Genomic DNA, 23314 nt, shown 5'->3' with positions numbered 1-23314 from the left:
CTGTCCACCGATCCCGTTCTCCGTGAATGTAGCCGAGGGAAGCGGGAAACCTGGAGCGACTCCAGGAGTGGACATCGACCTTGCCGGGTGGATCGCGATCCGCTAACTTGAAATCGAAGCGGATGAATATCCGTTTCGATTCACGAACGGACTCCCACCACCTCAACCTACGCCGTCCTGGCCGCGGCCAGGACGATCTGCGGAAAGAGTTTCAGTGGACATCTCACTCGAAGTCAATGGCAGGACGGAACACCTGAGTGTCGATCCCGGGGTGACCCTGCTGGACACGCTGCGAGAGCGGCTCGCCGTCACCGGGCCGAAGAAGGGTTGCGACCGGGGGCAGTGCGGCGCCTGCACGGTGCATGTCGGCGGACGGCCGGTGCTGTCCTGTCTCACCTTGGCCGCCACCGTGAAACAGCCGGTGACCACCGTCGAAGCATTGTCCACTGAGGACGGTCTGCATCCGGTCCAGCAGGCGTTCGTCGACCAGGACGCCCTGCAGTGCGGCTTCTGCACGTCCGGGCAGATCATGTCGGCGGTCGCCGCCGTCGAACAGGACGTCGAGGACGTTCGCGAGTTCATGTCCGGCAACCTCTGCCGGTGCGCGGCGTACCCGAATATCATCGCGGCGGTCGAGCAGGCGAGGAGGGCCGATGCGTCCCTTTGAGCTGCTCGCGCCCGAGACCGTCGAAGACGCGGTCGCTTCGCCCGGCACCTTTCTGGCGGGCGGCACCACCCTCGTCGACCTGATGAAGCTGAACGTCCTGACACCGCGACAGGTCCTGGACATCAACGCGGTACCGCTGCGCGGCATCGACACCACCGACGGTCTGCGCTTCGGCGCGCTGGAGCGGATGAGCGACATTGCCGGCCACGCCGGGGTGTACCCGGTGATCTCCCGGGCGCTGCTGCTCAGCGCGTCCCAGCAGATCCGGAACATGGCCAGCATCGGCGGAAACCTCATGCAGCGCACCCGCTGCTCGTACTTCCGTGACGTCGCCATGCCGTGCAACCGGCGGGTGCCGGGCAGCGGCTGCCCGGCGATCTCGGGCGCCAACCGGATGCACGCCGTGCTGGGCACGAGCGATGCGTGCGTGGCGACCCATGCCAGCGACGTCGCCGTCGCCCTGGTGGCGCTCGACGCGCGGCTGCAACTGGTCAGCGAGGCCGGGACCCGCACCGTCGATCTGGCCTCGTTCTATCGGCAGCCCGGTGAGACCCCCGAGGTCGAGACCGATCTGCGGCCCGGTGAGCTGATCGCCGAGGTGGTGGTACCCCGGCTGGACTGGGCGTCGAACTCCACCTACGTCAAGGTGCGTGACAGGCAGTCCTACGAGTTCGCGCTGTGTTCCGCGGCGGTCGCGCTGCGGGTCGAGGACTCGCGCATCGTCGACGCCCGGGTCGCGGCGGGCGGTGTGGCGACCGTGCCGTGGCGGCTGCCCGCCGTCGAGGAGGCCCTGCGTGGTGCGCCCGCGACCGTCGCCGCCTTCGAAGAGGCGGCATCGGTGGCCGCCGACGGCGCGCGCCCGTTGGCCGCGAACGCGTTCAAGCCGTCGTTGCTGCGGCGGACCCTCGTCCGCGCGCTGCTCGAACTGACCGAAGGGAACCGCTCATGACCAGCAGGGTGGACGGGCCGCTGAAGGTCACCGGCCGGGCCGAATACGGGGCGGACCACACCTTTCCCGGGCTGGTCCACGGCTACGTCGTACTGAGCACGATCGCCCACGGCGAGATCGACACGATGGACGTCACGGCGGCGAAGGGCGCTCCGGGGGTGCTCGGTGTGTACACGCCGTTCGATCCGCTGCAGTTGCAGACGCCCGCGACGCCGGTCATGGGTGAGACGTGGGTTCCCTTGCAGGACAAGGAAGTCGCCTACTACGGCCAGCCGATCGGCTTCGTGGTCGCCGAGACGTACGAGCAGGCACGCGACGCGGCGATGCTGGTCGAGGTCACCTATCAGACCCGGCCCGCCCTGACTTCGCTGCAGGACGGCCTCGCCTCGGCCGAAGACGCACCGGACGGGAGGGGCGGCCCCTCGTCGCTCGCGATCCTCGCCGAGGGAGTCGAGTCGATCGAGGACGCGCTCGAGGAGAGCCCGGTGGTCGTCGAGGCCACATACACCACCGCGACGCAGAACCATGCCGCCATGGAACCGCATTCCGCGGTCGCGGTCTGGGGTGCCGACGGACTCACGATCCACAGCGGCAACCAGGCCTCCGATCTGCAGGCGGCGGAGCTGGCGATGGCGCTCGGCGTGGAACCGTCCGAGGTGCACGCGGTGAACCCGTTCGTGGGCGGTGCGTTCGGCGGCAAGGGGCACACGTCCACTCCGGCGTTCCTGGCCGCGGCCGCGGCGAAGGCACTAGGCAAGCCGGTGAAGGCCGTGCTCAGCCGGGAACAGGTCTTCACCGCGACCGCGGGCCGTGCCGCGACGGTGCAGAAGATCTCCCTCGGCGCGGAACACGACGGCACGCTCAACGCGCTCCGGCACGACTCGTGGTGCACCACGCCCATGGACCGGTCGTTCGTCGAGCCGACTTCGCACGGCACTTCGCGCGAGTGGTACGCCACCCGCAACCTGGCCATCAGCCAGAAGATGGTGCCGCTCAACATCCCGCCGACCACCTTCATGCGGGCGCCGGGGGAAGCACCCGGTTCTTTCGCGCTGGAAAGCGCGATCGACGAACTCGCGGTCGCGCTGCGCATGGACCCGATCGAACTGCGGCAGCGGAACAACTCGACCGCTCCGCCCGGCAAGGACCTGCAGTGGTCGAGCAAGCATCTCGACGAATGCTTCCGGGTCGGCGCGGAGCGGTTCGGCTGGGCCGACCGCGCACCCGAAGGGCGGACCGACGGCGACTGGCTCGTGGGCATGGGCACGGCCACCGCCATGTTCCCCGCGCTGCGGTTCCCGGCCACGGTCGAGCTCACCCTCCTGCCGGACGACACGGCCACCGTCGCGACCAGCGGGGCCGATCCGGGCACGGGCCTGCTGACCGTGCTCTCCCTGGTCGGCGGGGAGTCGCTCGACATCTCGCCGGACCGGGTCAAGGCGCGGCTCGGTGACTCGCGCCTGCCGTCCGGGGGTATGTCCGGCGGTTCGACGGCGACCGCGAGCGCCGGGACGGCCATCATGGTCGCCGCAGCCCAGGCGATCGACGAACTGCTGGCCCTGGCGTCGGCCCCGGGTGCGCCGTTCGAAGGCATGGAGGTCGCCTACGCGGACGGTCGCGTGCAGGCCGGGGAGCGGATGATGACCTTCGGCGAGCTGTTGCGGGCCCTGGACCGGCCGGCGCTGTCCGTGACCGGTTCTTCGGCGCCCGGCGAGGAGCTGACGAAGCATTCGTTCAGCTCGTTCGGCGCGCAGTTCTGCGAAGTCCGCGTGCACAAGTGGACGCGCGAGATCCGGGTATCGCGCATGCTCGGGGTGTTCGACGCCGGCCGGATCATCAACCCGAAGGCGGCGCGGAGCCAGATCATGGGCGGCATGATCTGGGGTGTCTCGGCCGCTCTGCACGAAGGGCTGGAGATCGAGGAGAACGGGCGCTTCGCCAACGGGGATTTCGCGAGCTACCTGATCCCGGTCAACGCGGACATCCCCGAGGTCGACGTCCACTTCGTCGAGTACCCGGACACGTTGCACAACTCGGTCGGCGCGAAGGGCCTCGGCGAGATCGGCACCGTCGGGATGGCGGCGGCGGTCGCGAACGCCGTCCACAACGCCACCGGCATCCGGGTGCGGCACATCCCCATCCTGATCGAGGATCTCCTCGACGAGTCCTAGAAGGGTGGGGAGGATTCGGGACGTTGAACGTCCCGAATCCTCCCCACCATCTCTCGGCGAAAGACCATTTCCTCCCGCGATTTGACAATTCCGGCGCGACCGAACGGTGGTTGCGCCGGTCTTGGGCATGGCCAGACTGGAAAGATCGGGACACGGGCATAGTCGCCGTTCGTGCCCGCGCCGGTAGGCCGTTTCGTTCGGTCTGTGGATGTCCACTCGTTGAATCGCGAATCTCCCGTTCGTCCCCTCGTGCCGGGCGGGAGTGAAGGAGGACGGATGAGACTCGACAGAAAGGTGGCCGCCGTCGTGGCGGCCGTCGTGCTGATGACGCCGTTGGCAGGCTCGGCGTCCATGGCCGGCGATCTGCGCGAAGCGAGGCAACCCGCACCGGCCTGTTCACCGGGTACCACGGTGACGACCGATGACGGCCCGGTGTGCGGTGTCGCCGGCGCCGCGGTCACGTCGTGGCAAGGAATCCGTTACGCCGCACCGCCGACCCGCGAATTGCGCTGGAAGCCGCCGCGGCGGCCCACGCCGTGGACCGAGCCGTTCGTCGCGACAACCGAGGGAAACCAGTGCGCACAACCGGCAGGCGCGGGGCCGGGCTCGGACGACGAGGACTGCCTCAACCTGACGGTCCGGGTACCCGCCAAGCGCGGCCCCGGTCCGCTCGCGGTGATGGTGCAACTGCATGGAGGCGGGTTCCTGCTGTGGAAACCGCAGGACGCGAGCCGCCTGGTGACCGCGGGCAACGTCATCAGCGTGGAGGTCAACTATCGGCTGGGGATCTTCGGATTCCTCGCCCACGAGGCGTTCGGCGCGCAGGCCGGGAACTACGGACTGCAGGATCAGCAGGCCGCGTTGCGCTGGGTGCAGCGCAACATCTCACGGTTCGGCGGAGACCCGCGCAACGTGACGATCTACGGTGCTTCCGCCGGCGGATCGAGCGTCTGCGCCCACACGATCTCGCCCGCCTCGGCGGGGCTGTTCCAGCGCGGTATCAGCGAAAGCGGCGAGTACAACTCGCTACTCGGCGTCGACACCATATGGCAGGCACAGGACTGCAAAGCGAAGCTGCCCACCGAAGCGCAGGCTCAGCGCACCGGGGCACGGTTCGCCGCCGCCGTCGGTTGCGGCGACGTCGCCGAAGCGGCCGCCTGCCTGCGTAAGACGCCTGCCGCGGTGTTGCTCAAGCAGGCGGATCACGGGAGGAACCCCGACAACGGGACGGTCGCGCCGATCGTGGACGGGAAGACCTTGCCGATGTCGCCGGGGGAGGCCTTCGCCACCGGCCGCGTCAACGACGTCGCCCTGATGCACGGCGTCGCCCGAGACGAGACCCAGTTGCCGTCCGCCTCGACTCCGGCCGACTACGAGAACCTGGTGCGCCAGCAATACGGCAAGCACGCCGCAGCGGTCCAACGCCTTTATCCGCTGACCCGGTTCCCCACGCCCGCGCCGTTCCTCGCCTTCCGGACGATCGTGGCCGACTCCAACTCGGTCTGCCCTTCGATCCTCAACAACGAACGGCTGGCCCGGCACCTCCCGGTCTTCGCCTACCAGATGGACGATACGGACGTCCCGCCCCAGTTCTTCCTCGATCCCACCAAACCGAACGGCGCCTACCACATCGCCGAATGGCTCCTGCTGTTCCCGGACGGTGTCGAACTCGCGCCGAATCAGCAGGTTCTGTCCGACCAGCTCGTCGCGCAGTGGACCGGATTCGCCCGCACCGGTGATCCGACCGTGGACGGCACTCCGCGCTGGGATCGCTACACCGGCGAGAATCCCGTCGTCATGTCGCTCAACGCCGCGGGGGACAGCAGGCTCACGACCGACATCCCGCGTCAGCATCATTGCGGATTCTGGAAGAAGCTGACCCCGTTCGCCGAAGGACGCTGACCGGAAACGATAATCCGGGAAAGTCCACGGGGAGGATCATGTCCACCAGGCACGACGGAGACAGCTGGGATCTGGCTTCCAGCGTCGGCACGACCGCGACCATGGCCGCGACGGCGCGGGCGATGGCCACGCGCGCGGATCGTTCGCTCATCGACGATCCGTTCGCCGAACCCCTCGTCCGGGCGGTGGGCGTCGACTCCCTCACCCGGCTCGCGTCGGGTGAAACCGCCCCCGGCGAACTCGTCGAGCAGGTGTGGATCGACGTCGCCAAGGTCCGCACCAAGTTCTACGACGAGTTCTTCCTCGACGCCACCGAAGCCGGGATCGCGCAGGTCGTGATCCTGGCTTCGGGGCTGGATTCCCGGGCGTACCGGCTGCCCTGGCCTGCCGGGACCGTGGTGTACGAACTCGACCAGCCACAGGTCATCGAGTTCAAGACACGCACGCTGGCCGAACTGGGCGCGGAGCCCACCGCCGACCGGAGGGCGGTCGCGGCCGACCTCCGCGCCGACTGGCCCGCTGCCTTGGGCGCCGTCGGTTTCGATCCCGCTCTGCCGACGGCGTGGAGTGCCGAGGGCCTGCTGGGTTACCTGCCACCCGAGGCGCAGGACGACCTGCTGGACCGCATCACCGAGCTCAGCGCTCCGGGAAGCCGCGTGGCCACCGAAAGCAGGCCCAACCCCCGGCCGGGCGAGGAAGAGGAGACGAAGGAACGCCTGAACCGCATGTCCGAACGCTGGCGTGAGCAGAGCGTCGACACCGACATGGCGAGGCTGCGTTACTTCGGCGAGCGCAACGAGGCCGGTCCGTACCTGGCCGATCGCGGCTGGACGCTGACCGGCATCAGCATCCGGGAGCTGTTCGCCGTCAACGGCCTGCCCGCGTTGACCGACGACGGCATGCGGATGGGGGACATGCTCTACGTCAGCGGGATCCGCTGAATTGCCTGCCTGTCAGCGAGAAGACGGGCGATCGCCCAGTCCTGCATGGCCACGCCGACGGACTTGAAGACCGTGCGGCCCCCGGATTTCACGACTCCGTCGGTCAGCGCGGTACTCAGTTCGATGAGGTCGTCCTCGGTGATGGCCCCGGCCGCGAGGGCGTGGATGATCTCGCCGGATTCCTCGAGGATCGCGTCTCGTTCGTCGATGACGACGGTCGCGTCGGCGAGCAGTTCGTCGGATAGTTCTCGCATGGTGGGGCGGTACGCGCCGATGGCGTTGACGTGGGCGTGTTCGGCCAGTGATTCGAGGGAGAACAGAGGTGTGGTGGACGTCGTCGCGCAGCAGACGATGTCCACGTCCCGAACGGCCTCGTCGGCGTCGGTGAGGGCGACGGCGCTGATGTCCAGCTCCGCACCGAGTGCCTTGCCGAGCGCTTCGGCGCGTTCGAGTCCGCGGCTGACGATCCTGAGCTCGGTCAGCGGCCGGACGGCGTGCACGGCGCGGACCTGGTCGGCCGCCTGCCCGCCCGCGCCGATGAGAGTGCACGTCCTCGCTTCGGGCGGGGCCAGCAGATCGGTCGCGACGCCGGTGATGGCGCCGGTGCGGATGCGGGTCACCTCGATGGCGTCGGCGACGAGCTGACCGCTGTGGCCGAATTCGCTCCAGACGACGGTGCCGGCGATGGCCGGGTCGCGGTCGAAGTCGAGGCTCAAGGTCTTGATCATCGCCGACGCGGTCGGCCGGTGGTGCGCCGACATCACGAGAAATCCGCCGTCGCGCAACACGGTTCGCGTCGGCATTTCGAATTCGCCGCGGCGCAGGGCGAGAAACCCGTTCCGGACCGCGTCGATGGCGGCGGGCATGGACACGGCGGCTCGGATCTCGTCCGGGCCGAAGGTCACGACGTCCACGAATCCTCCTTGTCAGCGCAGTACGAAGCCCGGGACCAGGTCGTCGTCGGGATCCACGACGAACCGGTGATGACCGGTGCGGAACGCGCGGCCGGTCACCACGGGCAGCACCGCGTTCCGGCCGGCGACCACGGTCGTGTCCGCGATCCGGGCGGACCACGTCGAACCGACGATCGACGAGTGGACGAGGGTGCCGTCCGTCGCCAATCGTCCTGACGAATGCAGGGCCGCGACGCGGGAGGCGGTCCCCGAACCGCAGGGCGACCTGTCCACCTGCCCGTCGGCGAAGACGGTCACATTGCGCTGGCGGACGTCTCCGTCCTCGTCGCCGAGTTCGTCGAAGAAGATCACGCCGTAGACGCCGCTGAGACGCGGATCGAGCGGGTGCTCGGCGTACGCGGTCGCGTTGATCTCGTTCTTGATCTCCCGCCCCAGCGCGATCAATTCGGGTAGCGAGGCCTTGTCGACGGAGAGGCCGAAGGTCGCCGCCGGCACGTGGGCGTAGATCGCGCCGCCGAACGCGATCGTGCCCGAGACGGCGCCGCGTGAGGTTTCCACGACGACCTCGTCATGGAGCAGGTAGCCGGCGACGCTGACGAAGTCGACCGCTGTGACCTTCGTTCCGTCCGTGGAGACCCGTGCGGTCACCCGTCCGGACGGAACGTCGATCACGACGTCGGTGACACCGCTGGGATCGACGGGCACCAGTCCGGTCTGGACCGCCCAGGTGCCAAGGCACATCGTGCCGTGGCCGCAGGCGGTGGAGAAGCCGTCCTTGTGCCAGAAGAGAACGCCGAAATGGGCGCCCGGATCGTCCGGCGCGACGATGAAACCGCCGTACATGTCGGCGTGCCCGCGAGGCTCGGAGCAGAGCAACTGCCGCAAACCGTCGACCTCGGGATCGACAGCGGCCGCGACGCGCTTTTCCGCGACCGTCGCTCCGGCCGGTCCCGCCGTCGTGGTGACGATCCTGAACGGTTCGCCACCGCAGTGGTAATCGACCGCCTCGATCCCGTCGTCCGTCATGGTGAACGAACGTAACATGTGACATTGTACTGAGCCAACGCCTGGTGGAGGGGCTGATGATGGGTGCGGTCACAGGACTGTCGTCGATCGGTGGTCGTCGCAACCTGCGCGACGAGGTCATCGAGAACCTTCGCGGTGCGGTGATCTCCGGTGAGATGCGACCCGGTGTCGTCTACTCCGCGCCCACGCTGGCCGCACAGTTCGGCGTGTCCGCGACCCCGGTGCGGGAGGCGATGCTCGACCTCGTCAAGGAAGGGCTCATGGAAACCGTGCGCAACAAGGGTTTCCGGGTCACCGAGCCATCCGAACGCGAACTCGACGACTTCACCGAGCTGCGTGCCCTGATCGAGGTGCCCACCGTGCGCCGCATCGCCGAGACGGGCGCCGACGCCGGCGCACTGAAGCGGCTCCGCGAGCTCGCGGCCGGGATCGAGCGCGCTTCCGTCGACCAGGACCTGATCGGGCACGTCAGATTCGACATGGAGTTCCATCTCGCGCTACTCGGACTGGCCGGCAACGAACACCTCGTCGAAATCGTCCGGTCGTTGCGAGCACGATCACGGATCTACGGCCTCAAGGTCCTGGCCGAACGTGGACAGCTCGTCGCCTCGGCACGCGAGCATGCCGAACTCGTCGACCTCGTCGAGGCCCGTGACGCCGACGGTGCGGAGGCGCTGATGCGTCGTCACATCGGGCATGTCCGAGGTATCTGGGCGGCCGAGCCGTAGCCGTTCGGACGTGGCGAAGTCGGCGGCGGTACCCGTCTTTGTCCACACAGGACGATCTAGCGTGGGCTCGGTGTCGTGACGCGGGCGTCGTCGAGGATGAGCGGTCGCCACTCGTCGGCACCGGTGCGGCCGTGCCCCGGGTCGATACCGGTGAACACCCGCCCTCCGACCCGTACGCGAACGTGGCGGGCCCGCCAGTCGACCGTCGTACGGTGCCGGATCCGCCCCGCACATCGCCAGGTCCGCTCGGCGAACCGCACGACCGTGGAGTGCCCGTGGACCTGGCCGAACGGTACGACGCCGAAGTAGCCCATCCACGGTTCGTGCAATGCCGCTCCCGATTCGGCCCACAAGGGCCCTGCGTCCTCGTCGCGGCCGTGTTCGCCTCTTTCCCAGATCAAGTCCGGGCGCTCATTGAGGATCGCCGCGGCTTCCGTCGCCGACGTCGGTCCTCCCAGACGCTGCCAGCAGGCGAGCGTCAGACCCGCGTGCGTGACCAGAAGTTCTTCGCCGTCGGCGGTCCGTACCGCCTCGGCCACCCGCAACCGGCCGTCGGCCCACCATTCCCGCAACCTGGTGACGTCGTCTTCCGGCAGGGGCTCGCGCCAGAAGATCTCCCCACCCGGCAGGTACTGTGTCTCGTGGTTCCCGGCGAGCTGGATCCATCGCCGGTCCTCCAGCAGTTTCCCCGCGATGTCGAGCACTCCCGCGCTGTCGGGGCCGCGATCGACGAGATCGCCGACCTGGATCACGGTGAGCTCGGGCGGGAGTCGTTTCGAGGTCACGCCGAGCCAAGCCAGGGCCTGGCGCAGCTGATCCGGATGCCCGCCGACATCGCCGATGAGGGCGACTCTCCCCATACGCACTCCCCAGGCCGGTCGTCAGGGCCCAGGTTACGGAATCTCGCGCCGGCGTGCTCCGGGCTCAGTCAGCGGCCTCCCGATGCCGCCCGTAAGGCTTGGCGTCCAGCAACGTGACGTGGACGGCCCCGCCGCTCGGCACGAGATATTCCCGCCGGTCACCCGGTTTCGCGCCGTGCAGAGCGCGCCCGAGCGGCGAATCGGGGGAGTAGACCTCCAGGTCGCCGTGCCCCGCCTCGTCGCGCGTGCCGAGCAGGAAGGTCTCGGTGTCGCCGTCGTCGTATCGGACGGTGAGCACCATGCCGGGCTCGGCGATCCCGTCGTCGGGCGGATCCTGCCCGACGACGGCGCCGCGCAGCATGTCCTCGATCTGCCGGATCCGTGCCTGCCGGTGGGCGTTGTGCGTGAGTTCGTCGTCGCCGTACCGGTCGTCGGTGCCGGGGCGCCGCAACGTCGCGAGCTCCTGCACCAGCCGAGCGTGCGCTTCCTTGGTCAGCCAAGGGCCTGACGAGACGGTGGACATGGTGGTGATCGCCTTTCGGTGGATACGTCCGTGAGGGCCGGGCGCGGAAAGGACCCGGCCCCCACAGACCTTCGGTGAGTCCCGCGTCGGTCAGCGGGTCTCTGGTTCACGGGACCGCCGCTGGAAGGCGCCCGCGTCGGTGGCGAACCCGATCGCGGCCTTCAGCAGAAGGTCCTTCTCGGTGCGCAGCAGGGCGTTCTCGGCGCGGAGCCGGTCCACTTCGGACTGTTCGCCCGGTGGGGTTTCGTTCTCTGGGAGCATTTCCGTCCGAATCAGCGAAGGGGGTCGAAGGGCCGCAGCGCCTCGGGCTGTTTGCCGGTGGTGATGTGCTCGGCCAGGAGGCGTCCGGTGATCGGGCCGTGGGTCAGTCCCCACATCCCGTGCCCGCCCGCGACGTAGAGCCCGGGAGTGCTCGTCGCGCCGATCACGTGCCGCCCGTCGGTGGTGACCGGGCGGGAGCCGACCCATTCGTCGGTGCGCCGCTCCCAGTCCAGGCCGGTGAGGTACGGCCGCGCCGAGGCGATGATCGCGGCGATCCTCGCCGGATCCAGCCGAGCGTCCGGTTTCCGGAACTCCATCGTCCCGGCCACGCGCAGCCCTTCGCGGTACGGCGTGCACGCCACGCGGATGTCGGGCAGGTAGAGCGGGCCGGGCACCGGTTCGTCGGTCGGCACGGTGAAGGAATAGCCGCGCCCGGCCCGCACGGGGACTCTGACGCCCCACTTGCGGCCCAGGTCTCCGAGCCAGGCCCCGGTCGCCAGCACGACCGCGTTGGCGTTCACCGTCTGGCCCGTCTTCGAGCGCACGCTGAGCGCGTGCCGGTACGCGCGCAGGGAAGCGACCTCGAACTTGTGGCGGATCGTGCCGCCCCGGCTCACCACCGACCGCGCCAGCGACTCGACGAACCGGCCAGGGTCCACGTAGCGCTGCCCGTCGATCCGGACACCGGCGCCGAGCCTGGCCGTGGCCTGCGGGAACTGCTCGGCGAGGTCGGCCGCGGTGAGGCGGGTGTAGGAGATGCCCTGTCCCACTTCCTCGATCCGCCGCAGTTCGCCGATCAGCCCGGCGGAGTGGTCGGCGGTCTCGAACGCCGCCGTGATCGGCGCTTCGATGGTCGGCGCGTCCACCCCGTTCGTGGTGAGGACGTCGAAGGCTTCCAGGCACTCCTCGTTCAGCGGTGCGTTCGCCTCGACCGCGCGGGTCCACGACCGGCCGGTGCAGTTCGCGGCGAACCGGGCGAGGAACGACCACAGGCGTGGGTCGGGCGACGGCGGAACGTGCAGCGGGGCTTGCCGGTCCAGCAGCGTCCGCAGCCCGTAGCGCAGTACGCCGGGTTCGTTGAGCGGGATCGAGAGGCCGGGGGAGAGCCAGCCGGCGTTGCCCCACGACGCGCCCGCCGCGATACCCGCGCGGTCGACCACCGTGACACTGACGCCGCGCTCCTGCAGGAACCACGCGGTCGACAGGCCGACCACGCCGGCTCCGATCACGATCGCCGAACGCGGGCCGCCGTCGATCCGGTCGAGATCGCCCATGAGTTCCTCCGCAACGAGTGGTGCTGTCGCGGTCAGGATGGCTCGGATTCAGGCGGTCTCGATTGTCCGGAACCGACAACCTGGTCGGATCGTTTTGGCCGGAACGGTCAAGGAGCGGGGTCGGACACAGCCAGCTCGATGATCATCGCCAGCCGTTTCGCGGGCTGGTCGAGGCGTAGTTCGGTCACTTCGGCCATCTTCCGGAGCCGGTAGCGGATCGTGTTGGGATGCACCTCCAGCCGCTCGGCGGCCTCCGCGAGATCCCCTTGCGCCTCGAGCCAGGCGCGCAGCGTCGCGACGTAGCTGGTGGCGTTCGCGCTGTCGTGCCGCCGGAGCTCGGTGATCGGGCCGCGGGCGGGTGCCCGGCCGGACGCGGCCGCGGCCCGCAGCCGTTGCACCAGGATGTCGTCCCAGGCTTCGTCGTAGGCGATCGCGGATTTCGTGCCCGGACGCACGCCGTGCAGCGCGAGACATTCGTCGGCCTCCAGCCTGCTGGCGGGCAGCTCGGCCGACGTCGCACCCGCCCCGATGCCGGCCAGCATCGTCACCTGCCGGGGCAGCGCCTCGCGGATCGAACCGACCCACGCCCTGGCCGCCTCGACGTCGTCGCCGGGCAGGACGGTGTAGACGGTGTTGCTGAACAGCGTGCTGCGCCCGGGGCGTGACCAGCCGAAACCGGTGGTCGCCCGCTCGAACGCGAGCAACAGCGCGGCATGGCGCTCGTCGCCGATATGGGCCTGCAGCGCGATCACCCGGAACCGACCGGGCGGGAGGCCCAGCCTGCTGAGCACGGCCGCCGCGTCCGGTGTGCCCTCCACCAGCCGGATCACCAGATCGGATTCGACCTGCCGCTCCAGATCCGCGCTCGCACGTGAGCGCAGCAGGTGGAGACCGACCGTGCGCGAGCTGTCCCGCAGGACGGCGCGCCGGGCGTCGGAGAGCGGCCGGTCGCATTCCACCCAGATCGAACCCAGCAGCTCCCGGCCCGCGCGGACCGCGACGACCATGCGTCCGGTCAGCCCGTGTTCCGGATCGGCCTCGACGAACAGCGGCTCGTCCGATTCGGCGAGGTGCCTGAACACGCCCCGCCGTTCGAACAGCTCGCGGACCGGCTCCGGGACCAGCCTGCCCAGGATCGTCTCCAGTCGTGCCCGGTCGGCCAGGTGCTGGCGGCTGGAGTAGGCGAGGACGCGGGACAGCCGGTCTTCGATGGTCACCGCGCTGCCGAGCGCGTCCGCCAGGCTGTCGGCGAGCGCGAACAGGTCGGTCGGTCCGCGGCCCGACTCGGTCTCGCGGCCCTCCAGCACGAGGCCGTAGACCACGCCGGCAAGCTGTCCCCAGGACACGTCGGGGTCCACCAGCAGCACCGCGACGCCGCCGCGCTCCGCCCGTTCGGCCGCCTCCGGATCCGGCGTTGAGCCGCGGACCAGGACGACGGAGGCCTGTGCCGCCGCGGCCAGCTCGACGGCGGCCGCGACCGACTCCGCGCCGATGGCGAGGTACACGTCCCCGCGCAGGTCACGGGGGTCGGCGGAGTCGTGCATGACCACGTCGCGCAAGGCCGCCTCGCGCGACACCGGGCAGCACCACAACCGCGCCCCGTATCCACCGAGGACGTTCACGAGCCGATCGAGCGTCACCATGGCCGCGACCCTGCCATCAAATGGTGCCGGGCACCGCGCGATCACCCGTTGACTGTGAGTTTAAGAACCTTTTACACTGCGATCGTTAGGAAACTTACTTAACTAAGCGACCCGGCTGACAAGTCGCCGCCCACCGCCGGTACTCGCCGACTCCGCAACGTCGAGGAGTTCGCATGAAACGGAGAACACCCCTGGCCGGTGTCGCGGTGGCGACCCTGGCCTTGCTGGGGCAGACCTTGATTTCGTCGGGTACCACCGCGCAGGCGGAATCCCTGCTGTCGGCGGGCAAGCCGACCACCACGTCGTCGGTCGAGGCCGCCGAATTCGGCGGTGGCAACGCGGTCGACGGCAGCACCACGACCAGATGGGCCAGCGAGGAAGGTGTCGATCCGCAATGGATCGCCGTCGACCTCGGCGGGACCTCGACCGTCACCAAGGTCAAACTGAACTGGGAAGCCGCCTACGCCAAGACCTACAAGATCCAGGGCTCGGCCGACGGCCGGACGTGGACCGACATCAAGTCGATCGTCGGCGGTGACGGCGGCATCGACGAGCACCTCGGACTCAACGCCTCCGCCCGGCACATCCGTATCCACGGCACGGCCCGCGGTACGACCTACGGCTATTCGCTGTGGGAACTGGAGGTCTACGGCGACCGCGTCGGCGGAGGCGACACCCAGGCGCCGACGGTGCCCACCGGCCTCACCGCGACGGCCACCACCGTGGACAGCGTGACCCTCGGCTGGACGGCTTCCACCGACAATGTCGGGGTCACCGAGTACGAGGTGCTCCGTGACGGGAACGTCGTCGGCACCACCGCGACGACCACCTACACCGACAGCGGGCTGGCGTCCGGAGCGGAGTTCGGCTACTCCGTGCGGGCACGGGACGCGGCGGGCAACGTCTCCGCGGCGAGTCCGGTCGTCAAGGCCGCGACCAAGCCCGGCGGCAGCGGCCCGGTCACCCTCGCGCTCGCGGGCGACATCGCCAACCCGGAGCTCTTTTCCACGCACCAGGGGACGGCGAACCAGGTCGCCAAGATCAATCCGCAGTACGTGCTGACCGTGGGCGACAACCAGTACCACAAGGGCACGATCTCCGAGTACCGCGCGCACTACGACAAGACGTGGGGCAAGTTCAAGAGCATCACCAAACCCACAACGGGCAACCACGAATGGGACGACCAGCTCCGGGGGTACAAGGAGTACTTCGGGGCGATCGCGTACCCGCAGGGCCTGCCGTACTACAGCTACGACATCGGCGACTTCCATTTCGTCGCCATGGACTCGAACCCGATCTACACCGGTGGCGGTTCCGAGCAGGTGACCTGGCTGCGCAACGACCTGGCGAAGAACACCAAGTCGTGTGTCATTGGGTACTGGCACCACCCCCGGTTCAACTCGGGGAACTCCGGTGACAAGAAGCAGATCGCCCCGCTGTGGAACGAGCTGGCCAGGGCGAAGGCCGACATGGTCATCGCCGGGCACGATCACCATTACGAGCGGACGAAGCCGTTGGATGTCAACGGGCACATCGACGAGGCCAACGGCGTGCGTTCGGTCATCGCCGGCATCGGCGGCGACTACCTCTACACGGACTACAAGGCCCGCGAAGGGGTGGAGAAGATCCTTGCCAAGCACGGCGTCATGAAGCTGATGCTGAACGGGAAGTCCTACTCCTGGGAGATCCACGACACCAACGGGAACGTGCTCGACAAGGCGGGCCCGTACACCTGCCGCTGACGGAAGGGGGCCGGTGCCGTACTCGGCACCGGCCCCGATCCGTGTTCCATGACGACGTAGGCCCAACCAGGAGTACAGGTGAATCGAATGGTGAAGCCGGGCACCGCCGCGATCGCGGCGATCGTCCTGCTCGCTCAGCCCGTGATCGCTTCCAGCGCCGCGGCCGGACCGGTGGAATCCCTGCTGTCGGTCAACAAACGGACCACGACGTCCACCGTCGAGAACGAGAGCTTCAGCGGTGCCCTCGCCGTCGACGGCGATTCGACGACCCGCTGGGCGAGCCTGGAGGGCGATCCACAGTGGATCGCCGTCGACCTCGGCGGCCCGGCGGACATCAGCCGGATCAAGGTCTTCTGGGAATCGGCCCACGCGAAGGACTACCAGCTCCAGGCGTCCGACGACGGCCAGAACTGGCGCGACGTGAAGACCGTGCTGGGGAGCGACGGCGGACTCGACGAGTTCACCGGCCTGAACACCTCCGCCCGGCACGTCCGGATCTTCGGCACGGCACGGGCGACCGTTTACGGGTACTCGCTGTGGGAACTGGAGGTCTACGGCGTCCGGACCGGCGACGGCGACATCCAGCCGCCGTCGGTGCCGTCGGGGCTCCGGCAGGCGTCCTCCACCACCGAGAGCATCACGCTCGGCTGGAACCCGGCGAGCGACGACGTCGGGGTCGTCGAGTACGAGATCCTGCGCAACGGCAACGTGATCGGCAGGTCCGCGACGACGTCCTACACCGACACGTCGCTGGCTTCGGGCTTCGACTTCCAGTACGCGGTGCGGGCGCGGGACGCGGCCGGAAACCTGTCCGGGTCGACCACGCCGGTGAAGGCGTCCACCCGGCCGACCCCGTCCGACGGCATCGTCATCGCGCTCGCCGGCGACATAGCCAAGCCGGAGCTGCCTTCCGAACACCAGCAGACCGCGGAGCTCGTCGCCAAGATCAAGCCGCGCTACGTGCTGACGGTCGGAGACAACCAATACGTCGACGGCACCATCGAAGAATTCCGGTCCTACTACGACAAGACGTGGGGCAAGTTCAAGAAGATCACCAAACCCACGCCGGGCAACCACGAGTGGAACAACGAGCTGGCGGGGTACAAACAGTACTTCGGCAAGACCGCCACGCCGAAGGGCAAGCCGTACTACAGCTTCGACGTCGGAGCCTTCCATTTCGTCGCGCTCGATTCGGACCCGGTGTACAACGGTGGCGGCGCCGAACAGGTCGCCTGGCTGCGCAAGGACCTCGCGAAGACGAAGAAGTCCTGTATCGCCGGCTACTGGCACCACCCGCGCTTCAACTCGGGGAACTCCGGTGACGCGAAGAGCGTGGCGCCGTTGTGGAACGAGCTGGCCAGGGTGAAGGCGGACGTCGTGTTCGCCGGGCACGATCACCATTACGAGCGGACGAAGCCGCTGGACGTCAACGGGCACGTCGACGAGGCCAACGGCGTGCGTTCGGTCATCGCCGGCATCGGCGGCGACAGCCTGTACCTCGATTACAAGGCCCGCGAAGGCGTCGAGAAGATCCTGGGCAAGCACGGGGTGATGAAGCTGGTCCTCAAGGGAAAGACCTACTCCTGGGAAATCATCGGCACCAACGGCGAACTGCTCGACAAAGCAGGCCCGTACCGCTGCCGGTGACGGGGAAGGAGACGGGATGAAGCTTCCGGTGAAGTTCGTCGTGGCGCTGGCGGGTGTCGCCGCCCTCGCCGCCGCCTCGGTGGTGTATGTGGTGCAGGCCAAGGCGAAAAGCCCCGAGCGACAGGCGGCCGACGCGACGGTCGCGGTGGATTCCTCGGGGCAGGTCGGGCTGGGGGAGCAGGGCAGACTGCTGTTCCGCAACGGCGCTTCGGGGCCGGGGTACGGCAACGTCGCCTCGGTCTCCGTCTCCGATCCCGGAGGGCCGCGACGGATCAGCTCGCTCACGTGTGAACGGTTCTACACCGTGGCGAACGGTGGCCTGTGCCTGGCGAAGGACTCCACGCCGATGGCGGGTGCGGTCGCCCGGTTCGTCGATGCCGCGCTCGGCGAGGTCAAACGAGTCGACGTCCCCGGAATCCCCAACCGCGCGAAGCTCTCACCCGGTGGCCGGATGGGCAGCTGGACCACCTTCGTCACCGGTGACTCCTACTCGACGCCCGGCACTTTCTCGACGCGCACAGCCATCATGGATCGCGAACTGAACGAACTGTCGAGCAACATCGAGGGCATCCCGTTGCGGATCGGGGACGTGCCCCATCGTGGCGAGGACGTCAACTACTGGGGCGTCACGTTCGCCGCGGACGAGCGCACTTTCTACGCCACGGTCGCCACCGGCGGGCGGACTTATCTGGTGCAAGGCGACAACACGGCGTGGAACGCCCGCACGCTGCGGGAAAACGCGGAATGCCCTTCGCTGTCGCCGGATGGGAAGAAACTCGCGTTCAAGAAGCGGGTGGCGGAGGGCGACGTCAACCCGTGGCGGGAACACGTGCTGGATCTCGCCACGATGCGTGAGACCCCGCTGGCGGAGACACGCAGTGTCGATGACCAGGTGGTGTGGCTCGACAACGACACGATCGGGTACAGCCTGCCGCGCGGGAACGGGAAGGAAAGCGACATCTGGGCCGTGCCCGCGGACGGCAGTGGCGCGGCGCGGCTGCTGGTTCCGCTCGCGTCGTCGCCGTCGGTCACGGGTGATCTCGTCAAGCCCTCGTCGTGACTTAGGTTGGGTTGGTGGAAAACGACTACGACACCTTCGCCGAGGCGTATGCGGCCGAGAACGAAACCAGCCTGATCAACGCGTACTACACGCGGCCCGCCATCCTCGATCTGGCCGGCGACGTGACCGGCAAGCGGATCCTCGACGCGGGGTGCGGGGCGGGTCCCCTTTTCGAGGCACTGCGCGATCGGGGTGCCATCGTGACTGGGTTCGACTCCAGCGCCAAAATGCTGGAACTGGCCCGGAAACGCCTCGGCGACGACGCGGCATTGCGGGTCGCCGACATCGGCGAGCCGCTGCCCTATCCCGACGGTGCCTTCGACGACGTCATCGCCGCCCTGGTCTTGCACTACCTCGAAGACTGGACGGCGCCGCTGGCCGAGATCCGGCGTGTGCTGAAACCCGGCGGCAGGCTGATCATGGCCGTCAACCACCCGATCATCTTCAAGCTGGTCCATCCCGAAGGCGATTACTTCAAGACCGTCAAGTGGTCGGACGAGTACACCTTCAGTGGCCAGAAAGCCATTCTGACGTACTGGCATCGGCCCCTGCACGCGATGACCGACGCGTTCACCGCGGCGGGTTTCCGGACATCCGTCGTCAGCGAGCCCCACCCGGCGCCGGGCGCGCGAGAGCGTTTCCCGGAAGAGCTCGCGGGCAAGACCGCCTTCCTGAGTTTCCTGTTCTTCGTGCTCGAGGCGGATCAGGAGGTGGGGTGCCAGGCGTCGGCGACCAGGTCGACCGCACTGCGGGCCGGGTCGCGGGCCGCGTGGTCGTAGACCGCGCTGGTGGTGTCGATGCTGGCGTGCCCGACGTCGGCCTGGACATGTTCCAGAGACGCCCCCGCCTCCACCGCCGCGGTCACGTAGAAATGCCGCAGCGCGTGGGGATGCATCACTTCGGCGACACCGGCCAGCTCCGGGCCCGCGGCCGCGGCGACCCGGCGCAGCAGCTGCCAGATCGCCTGCCGGGCGAAACGACGTCCGCCGCGGGTCACCAGCAGCGGCCGGTCGCCACCACGACCGGCCCGGCCGGCCCCGCCACGATCGCGGTTCCCGCGCCGTCGCCACGCAGATTCGCGTACTCCAACACCGCGTTCTCGGCGGGGACGCTCAGATAGACGACTCGGACCTTGCCGCCCTTGCCTCGCACCCGTAGCGCCCGCCGCCCTCGCGTGACATGCAGGTCCGCCTCGTCGAGCCCGCACAGCTCGCTCACCCGCAACCCCAAGGTGAACAGGGAGACGATCGCGACCGCGCGGGCGACATCGCACGGGCCGGCACCACGCCGCGGCGTACCCGCCGCCCGGTGCAGCGCCGCGACCTGCCGGGAGGTCAACGTGATCGTCGCCGACGTGCTCGCCGCGGCCGCCGTCAGCCCGAGTCGCCGCCGGTCCAGCGCCGCAGGGTTCGCCGCCACGAGTCCGGCATCGGCCAGGAACGCGTACAGCGTCTTCACCGTGGCGAGCATCCGGTCCCGCGTCGACGGCGCGGCGCCCGCCTCGTCCAGTTCTGCCAGCCAAGCCTTCACGTGCGCCGACGTCGCCGCCGTCGGGTCGACACCGCGCGCGGCGCACCACCGGAGCCAATGCCAGGACCGCAATCTGCCGCGACCCGCAGGCGGAGGCCCCGCCCGCCCGGACGCCGGCGCGGTGACCACGGCGTCGGCGTAAGCCGCCACCGCGGCGCTCCAGCGAGCGTCGCTCGGAGTGCCGGTCGGCGTCCAAGCCTCGGCGATATCGGCCGCGCTGACCGGCAGCCCGAGCCCTTCGGCGTAGGTGCGGCGGGTCTGACGGTTGCCGTATCCGGTGAGCCAGTCGGTGATCCCCGACAGCAGACCCGCCGGATCCGCCAGTCCCGGCCACACCTCGTCGGTGAGTGCGCCAGCGGGGGACAGCCCGGTCCTGGCGACGCTGCCGTCCTGCGCCACACCAGTCACGATCATCCGCACACCGTATCGGCGTTGATCGCTTGCCCAGTTTTCGGCAGCCCCTCAGACGCCTCCGATTCTTCGCCTCCGGACGCTCACACCTCTAGATCGACCTCCGCGAACCACTTAGCTACAAAATGTATCTTCTGTAGCTAAGTTGGGTTTAAGATAGTGTTACTGATACCTCAGTTAGAGGTTGTGTAACTCTCAAGGTAGGCTCTGGATATGGTCGAGAACGCGAGCGCGGTAGCCGAGGAAAGTGCGCCGGAGCAGGCACGATGCGGGTTTCGCAAGTGTCGGGAGCCGCTGCCGCCGCCCGGACCGCGGGGAGGCAGGCCCTACGAGTTCTGCCCTGACCGGACATGGCCGGGCGGAAAGAGCTGCAAGCAACTGGCCGCGGCCGAACAGGCCCTACGGGAGGCGCTGGGCGACGAGGCTGTGCCGTCCGCGGCGCTGGCGGACGCCGGGCAGGCCTTCGATCAGGCCGCCGCCGCGCTGACCGGCCCTCTCCGCACGTTGAGCAACGCGCTCGACGCGGTCACCGCCCATCTGCGCGACGAGATCGCGGCCGCCGTCGGTCAAGCCGACGCCGCCCATGAAGCCGCCGCTGAAGCCGACCGGCAGCGGGACGCCGCGCTGGCACGAGCAGCCGAGGCCGAAGCCGCCGCCGAGGAAGCGAAGGAAGCCGCCCGGACCGCTCAGCAGGCCGAGCTTCTGGCCAAGGCGACCACAAACGAGGCGATCGAGGCCCGGGCAGCGGCCCAGCTGGCTCAGGCGAAAGCCGAGGCGGCCACCGCGGTGATCACCGAGCACGCACGGGAAGCAGCCGAGGAAGCAGCGACGCAGCGAGACCGCGCCGATCAGCTGACAGCCACGCTTTCAAACCTCAACGAGCAACTGGCGACCCGGACCGCGGAACGAGACGCCGCACGTGACGCCCTCAGCGCAGCCGATGAACAGCGCAAGACATGGGAGCGGCTCCTGGACACGCAGAAAGCCGAACTCACCGCGGAGCTGGACGCCGCGAGGGTGCAGCTACGAACTCTCGACACCCGCTATCAGGAGGCCCTCGCCGAGCGGACCGCCCTCGAAACCGCATCTCGAGCACGAGTCGCTGACGTTCAGGCAGAACTGACCGCCGTGCGCGGGCAACTCACCGCGGCCCAGGAACAGATCGCCCGAACCCAGGCATCGAGCGAACAGGCCGCGGGGACACTGGCCCTCATCCGTCAGCGTGCTCTCGCCGCTACAGAGGAACCTTCGACGTCGCTCCGACACGATCTGTTGGAGATTCTGCTCGGCGACGGCGTCGCGGCGCCGAAGAAACCCGAGTGATCTCGAGCTACCGGATCAACCCGCCGAGCTTGTCCAGCCCTTCCTTGACCCCGTCCTCGACGCGCCGGTACGTATCAGCCCCGGTGACCAGGCTGTCCGCGATGCCGCCGACCGCTTCCACTCCCGCCGCCAGCCGGTCGCCTGCCGCCGTGACGTGCTTGGTCAGCGCGTCGCTGAAGGTGGTCGCCGCGGGCACGTCGCCGAGCAGATGCGGCACGAGCTGCAGCCGCGACATCGCGCCGGCCGCGCTGCTCAACGTCGACGTCGCCCCGTCCAGGACGCCCGCGGCACCGACCAGCGAGTCCGGATCAGTCTCGTATCCGGCGTCGCCGGGGGAGAGCGCGCCGTCGGGGTCGAGGCCGAGTTCGTCCAGGGAGATCCTGGTCAGCTCCGGTTCGTCCCACTTCGAGCCTGGGTTCTTCTGGTAACCGTAGGCGCCGGATTCGTGCGCCAGCACGATTTCTCCGTCGATCTCGACAGCCTCTTCGACGCCGTGGGAGTCGTAGCCGTCCTCGTTGCCCGGCTCGCCGCCCTTCAGTTCGATCTCTTCGCGATCGTTGAAGTCGTACCACTCCGGCGTCCGGTCCTGCCGGTAGAACTTGCCGCTGTGCCCGTCGGAGGACGAGAAGATGAACTCGTCGTCGCGCACCACGACACCCTGGACGTTGTTCGGCGTCTCGATCGGATCCCCGGCTTCGTCCGGCCGGGGTGAGCCGTCCGGGCCGACCGGGACTTCGTAGAGCCGGTTGTTGGTGTAGTCGCCCACGAAGAGTTTGCCTTGCGCGTAGGTGACGTAGCTGTGGGCGGGGGTGTCGACCACGTCCACGGCGTTGACCGGTTTGCCACTGTCCTGCGCGGCGTCGAGTTCGGCCTTGTCGTAGACGTACACGTATCCGTTGGACGAGACCCAGACGTGCTCGCCATCCGTCGCGACACCGCCGGTGTGCGTGGGCGCGCCCACCTCGCCGTTGCCGTTGAGGTAGACGTTCCCCGTTTCCACGCCGGTCTCGTAGTCGACGTAGGTCAGCCTGCTCGGCGTCAGTCCGGGGCCGACGGGGCTGTCGCCGGAGCCGTCCCCATCACCGTCGTGGTACGAGCCCACCAGCAGGTTCTTGCCGTCGTAGGCCAAGCCCTGGGAGGTCCACGGCTCGCCGGGGTTCACGCCGCTGATGTCGGCGTTGCCGTCGCTGTCCCAGCCCTCGCTTCCGCCGCCGTCGGTCGTGGCCGCCAGCGCGGTGAGCCGGCTTTCGTAGGTCTGCTGCGCGACGGTCAGGGCCCGGATGGTCTTCATCGCGATCTCCGGCGCTTCGAGGAGGTCGGTCAGGCCGAGCTTGCGCCAGGGGCCGATGGCGGTGTCGGCCGAGGTCCGCAGCGCGGAGTACGCCTTCGCGGCGCCCTTGACCGCGGCCTCGGCTGTGTTGAGCTGGGCATACACCTCGGCGACGGTGCGCGAGGACTGTTTCGCCTTGCCGACGAACTCCGCCGCCGCTTTCCCGCGCCAGGACCGGGCCGCTCGCAGGGCGCCGTCGGAGATCCCGTCCGCCACGGTCTGCAACGACGTCTTGGCGTCCGCGATGGTGGCGCCGACCTCGGCGATACCCGCCGCGTCCCCCGACGTGAGTTTGGCGTAGAGCGGTTCGGGATCCAGGAACGGCATCGGCTTCTCCTCGGGCAAACCCCTGGTCAGGGTGGGTCGTGCGCGTTCAGACGCCGGAAGGCCGACGCCGGTTCCCCCGCATCAC

At 68.9% G+C, this 23314-nt stretch carries 21 protein-coding genes; 11 read left to right on the top strand and 10 right to left on the bottom strand.

Annotated features, from left to right (window positions below):
* Positions 1 to 214 precede the first annotated feature (214 nt).
* The 5 genes from ED92_RS14575 (at position 215) to ED92_RS14555 (ending at position 6630) form a co-directional block, all read left to right on the top strand.
* A complete protein-coding gene (locus ED92_RS14575; RefSeq protein ID WP_037338075.1) occupies positions 215 to 667 on the top strand; it encodes a (2Fe-2S)-binding protein in 453 nt (150 codons plus the stop codon).
* Positions 654 to 1616 carry a xanthine dehydrogenase family protein subunit M gene (locus tag ED92_RS14570; RefSeq protein ID WP_037338073.1) on the top strand — a complete coding sequence of 321 codons (963 nt, stop codon included), beginning with the start codon at positions 654 to 656 and terminating at the stop codon, positions 1614 to 1616. Before ED92_RS14575 ends, ED92_RS14570 begins: the two co-directional genes overlap by 14 nt.
* Complete coding sequence (locus ED92_RS14565) at positions 1613 to 3787, top strand: xanthine dehydrogenase family protein molybdopterin-binding subunit (RefSeq protein ID WP_037338071.1); 2175 nt, start codon at positions 1613 to 1615, stop codon at positions 3785 to 3787. The genes ED92_RS14570 and ED92_RS14565 overlap by 4 nt, the downstream gene beginning before the upstream one ends.
* Positions 3788 to 4063: 276 nt before the next feature.
* Positions 4064 to 5689, top strand: coding sequence for a carboxylesterase/lipase family protein (locus ED92_RS14560; RefSeq protein WP_037338069.1), 1626 nt, complete (start codon positions 4064 to 4066; stop codon positions 5687 to 5689).
* Positions 5690 to 5724: 35 nt separating this feature from the next.
* Entirely contained in the window at positions 5725 to 6630 is a 906-nt protein-coding gene (locus ED92_RS14555) for an SAM-dependent methyltransferase (protein ID WP_037340004.1), read from the top strand.
* On the opposite strand, the gene ED92_RS14550 is transcribed toward ED92_RS14555, so the two are convergent.
* Together ED92_RS14550 and ED92_RS14545 are read right to left on the bottom strand one after the other, a co-directional pair.
* Complete coding sequence (locus ED92_RS14550; RefSeq protein WP_037338067.1) at positions 6609 to 7544, bottom strand: ornithine cyclodeaminase family protein; 936 nt, start codon at positions 7542 to 7544, stop codon at positions 6609 to 6611. The genes ED92_RS14555 and ED92_RS14550 overlap by 22 nt on opposite strands.
* Positions 7545 to 7556: 12 nt before the next feature.
* Positions 7557 to 8570 (bottom strand): proline racemase family protein, encoded by a 1014-nt coding sequence (locus ED92_RS14545; RefSeq protein WP_037340002.1) that lies wholly within the window; start codon positions 8568 to 8570, stop codon positions 7557 to 7559.
* Between the two features lie 56 nt (positions 8571 to 8626).
* Here ED92_RS14545 and ED92_RS14540 point away from each other — a divergent pair, with 56 nt between their 5' ends.
* Positions 8627 to 9298, top strand: coding sequence for a GntR family transcriptional regulator (locus ED92_RS14540; RefSeq protein WP_200882704.1), 672 nt, complete (start codon positions 8627 to 8629; stop codon positions 9296 to 9298).
* A gap of 56 nt (positions 9299 to 9354) precedes the next feature.
* Here the strand turns inward: ED92_RS14540 and ED92_RS14535 are convergent, their stop codons facing one another.
* The 5 genes from ED92_RS14535 to ED92_RS14515 all read right to left on the bottom strand — a co-directional run bounded on the left by ED92_RS14535 (position 9355) and on the right by ED92_RS14515 (position 13859).
* Positions 9355 to 10158, bottom strand: a complete 804-nt coding sequence (locus tag ED92_RS14535) for a metallophosphoesterase (RefSeq protein WP_037338064.1) — start codon at positions 10156 to 10158, stop codon at positions 9355 to 9357.
* A 64-nt stretch (positions 10159 to 10222) separates the two neighbouring features.
* Positions 10223 to 10681, bottom strand: coding sequence for a GreA/GreB family elongation factor (locus ED92_RS14530; RefSeq protein WP_037338062.1), 459 nt, complete (start codon positions 10679 to 10681; stop codon positions 10223 to 10225).
* 90 nt (positions 10682 to 10771) lie between these two features.
* On the bottom strand, positions 10772 to 10942 hold the full coding sequence (locus ED92_RS42995) for a hypothetical protein (RefSeq protein WP_037338058.1): 171 nt from the start codon (positions 10940 to 10942) through the stop codon (positions 10772 to 10774).
* An 11-nt stretch (positions 10943 to 10953) separates the two neighbouring features.
* Complete coding sequence (locus ED92_RS14520; RefSeq protein ID WP_037338056.1) at positions 10954 to 12216, bottom strand: FAD-binding oxidoreductase; 1263 nt, start codon at positions 12214 to 12216, stop codon at positions 10954 to 10956.
* A 107-nt stretch (positions 12217 to 12323) separates the two neighbouring features.
* Entirely contained in the window at positions 12324 to 13859 is a 1536-nt protein-coding gene (locus ED92_RS14515) for a CdaR family transcriptional regulator (RefSeq protein ID WP_037338053.1), read from the bottom strand.
* A gap of 173 nt (positions 13860 to 14032) precedes the next feature.
* Here ED92_RS14515 and ED92_RS14510 point away from each other — a divergent pair, with 173 nt between their 5' ends.
* The 4 genes from ED92_RS14510 (at position 14033) to ED92_RS14495 (ending at position 19087) form a co-directional block, all read left to right on the top strand.
* The gene (locus ED92_RS14510) at positions 14033 to 15601 is read left to right on the top strand and encodes a discoidin domain-containing protein (RefSeq protein WP_037338050.1); all 1569 of its coding nucleotides are present in this window, start codon (positions 14033 to 14035) and stop codon (positions 15599 to 15601) included.
* 87 nt (positions 15602 to 15688) lie between these two features.
* A complete protein-coding gene (locus tag ED92_RS14505) occupies positions 15689 to 17248 on the top strand; it encodes a discoidin domain-containing protein (RefSeq protein ID WP_037338049.1) in 1560 nt (519 codons plus the stop codon).
* A 16-nt stretch (positions 17249 to 17264) separates the two neighbouring features.
* Entirely contained in the window at positions 17265 to 18308 is a 1044-nt protein-coding gene (locus ED92_RS14500; protein ID WP_037338048.1) for a hypothetical protein, read from the top strand.
* A gap of 11 nt (positions 18309 to 18319) precedes the next feature.
* The gene (locus ED92_RS14495) at positions 18320 to 19087 is read left to right on the top strand and encodes a class I SAM-dependent methyltransferase (RefSeq protein WP_369797405.1); all 768 of its coding nucleotides are present in this window, start codon (positions 18320 to 18322) and stop codon (positions 19085 to 19087) included.
* On the opposite strand, the gene ED92_RS43325 is transcribed toward ED92_RS14495, so the two are convergent.
* Together ED92_RS43325 and ED92_RS14490 are read right to left on the bottom strand one after the other, a co-directional pair.
* A complete protein-coding gene (locus ED92_RS43325) occupies positions 19012 to 19305 on the bottom strand; it encodes a tyrosine-type recombinase/integrase (protein WP_235213271.1) in 294 nt (97 codons plus the stop codon). The two genes, ED92_RS14495 and ED92_RS43325, sit on opposite strands and share 76 nt — an antisense overlap.
* Positions 19302 to 20252, bottom strand: a complete 951-nt coding sequence (locus ED92_RS14490; protein ID WP_235213270.1) for a site-specific integrase — start codon at positions 20250 to 20252, stop codon at positions 19302 to 19304. The genes ED92_RS43325 and ED92_RS14490 overlap by 4 nt, the downstream gene beginning before the upstream one ends.
* 210 nt (positions 20253 to 20462) lie before the next feature.
* On the opposite strand from ED92_RS14490, the gene ED92_RS14485 reads away from it, so the two are divergent.
* On the top strand, positions 20463 to 21572 hold the full coding sequence (locus tag ED92_RS14485) for a hypothetical protein (RefSeq protein WP_037338047.1): 1110 nt from the start codon (positions 20463 to 20465) through the stop codon (positions 21570 to 21572).
* A 7-nt stretch (positions 21573 to 21579) separates the two neighbouring features.
* Here ED92_RS14485 and ED92_RS14480 read toward each other — a convergent pair whose 3' ends face one another.
* On the bottom strand, positions 21580 to 23229 hold the full coding sequence (locus tag ED92_RS14480) for a WXG100 family type VII secretion target (protein WP_037338046.1): 1650 nt from the start codon (positions 23227 to 23229) through the stop codon (positions 21580 to 21582).
* Positions 23230 to 23314: the final 85 nt, after the last annotated feature.

It is taken from the genome of Amycolatopsis sp. MJM2582 (assembly GCF_000754115.1).
GTDB classification, from domain to species: Bacteria; Actinomycetota; Actinomycetes; order Mycobacteriales; family Pseudonocardiaceae; genus Amycolatopsis; species Amycolatopsis japonica.
The sequence above is the reverse complement of the archived record's forward strand: the minus strand, read 5'-3'. Positions and strand labels throughout refer to the sequence as shown.

Coding starts and splice junctions, on each gene's coding strand:
- ED92_RS14570 (WP_037338073.1), top strand. CDS start 654: ATGCGTCCCTTTGAGCTGCTCGCGCCCGAGACCGTCGAAGACGCGGTC.
- ED92_RS14565 (WP_037338071.1), top strand. CDS start 1,613: ATGACCAGCAGGGTGGACGGGCCGCTGAAGGTCACCGGCCGGGCCGAA.
- ED92_RS14560 (WP_037338069.1), top strand. CDS start 4,064: ATGAGACTCGACAGAAAGGTGGCCGCCGTCGTGGCGGCCGTCGTGCTG.
- ED92_RS14545 (WP_037340002.1), bottom strand. CDS start 8,570: ATGACGGACGACGGGATCGAGGCGGTCGATTACCACTGCGGTGGCGAA.
- ED92_RS14540 (WP_200882704.1), top strand. CDS start 8,627: ATGATGGGTGCGGTCACAGGACTGTCGTCGATCGGTGGTCGTCGCAAC.
- ED92_RS14535 (WP_037338064.1), bottom strand. CDS start 10,158: ATGGGGAGAGTCGCCCTCATCGGCGATGTCGGCGGGCATCCGGATCAG.
- ED92_RS14530 (WP_037338062.1), bottom strand. CDS start 10,681: ATGTCCACCGTCTCGTCAGGCCCTTGGCTGACCAAGGAAGCGCACGCT.
- ED92_RS42995 (WP_037338058.1), bottom strand. CDS start 10,942: ATGCTCCCAGAGAACGAAACCCCACCGGGCGAACAGTCCGAAGTGGAC.
- ED92_RS14520 (WP_037338056.1), bottom strand. CDS start 12,216: ATGGGCGATCTCGACCGGATCGACGGCGGCCCGCGTTCGGCGATCGTG.
- ED92_RS14515 (WP_037338053.1), bottom strand. CDS start 13,859: ATGGTGACGCTCGATCGGCTCGTGAACGTCCTCGGTGGATACGGGGCG.
- ED92_RS14510 (WP_037338050.1), top strand. CDS start 14,033: ATGAAACGGAGAACACCCCTGGCCGGTGTCGCGGTGGCGACCCTGGCC.
- ED92_RS14505 (WP_037338049.1), top strand. CDS start 15,689: ATGGTGAAGCCGGGCACCGCCGCGATCGCGGCGATCGTCCTGCTCGCT.
- ED92_RS14500 (WP_037338048.1), top strand. CDS start 17,265: ATGAAGCTTCCGGTGAAGTTCGTCGTGGCGCTGGCGGGTGTCGCCGCC.
- ED92_RS14490 (WP_235213270.1), bottom strand. CDS start 20,252: ATGATCGTGACTGGTGTGGCGCAGGACGGCAGCGTCGCCAGGACCGGG.
- ED92_RS14485 (WP_037338047.1), top strand. CDS start 20,463: ATGGTCGAGAACGCGAGCGCGGTAGCCGAGGAAAGTGCGCCGGAGCAG.
- ED92_RS14480 (WP_037338046.1), bottom strand. CDS start 23,229: ATGCCGTTCCTGGATCCCGAACCGCTCTACGCCAAACTCACGTCGGGG.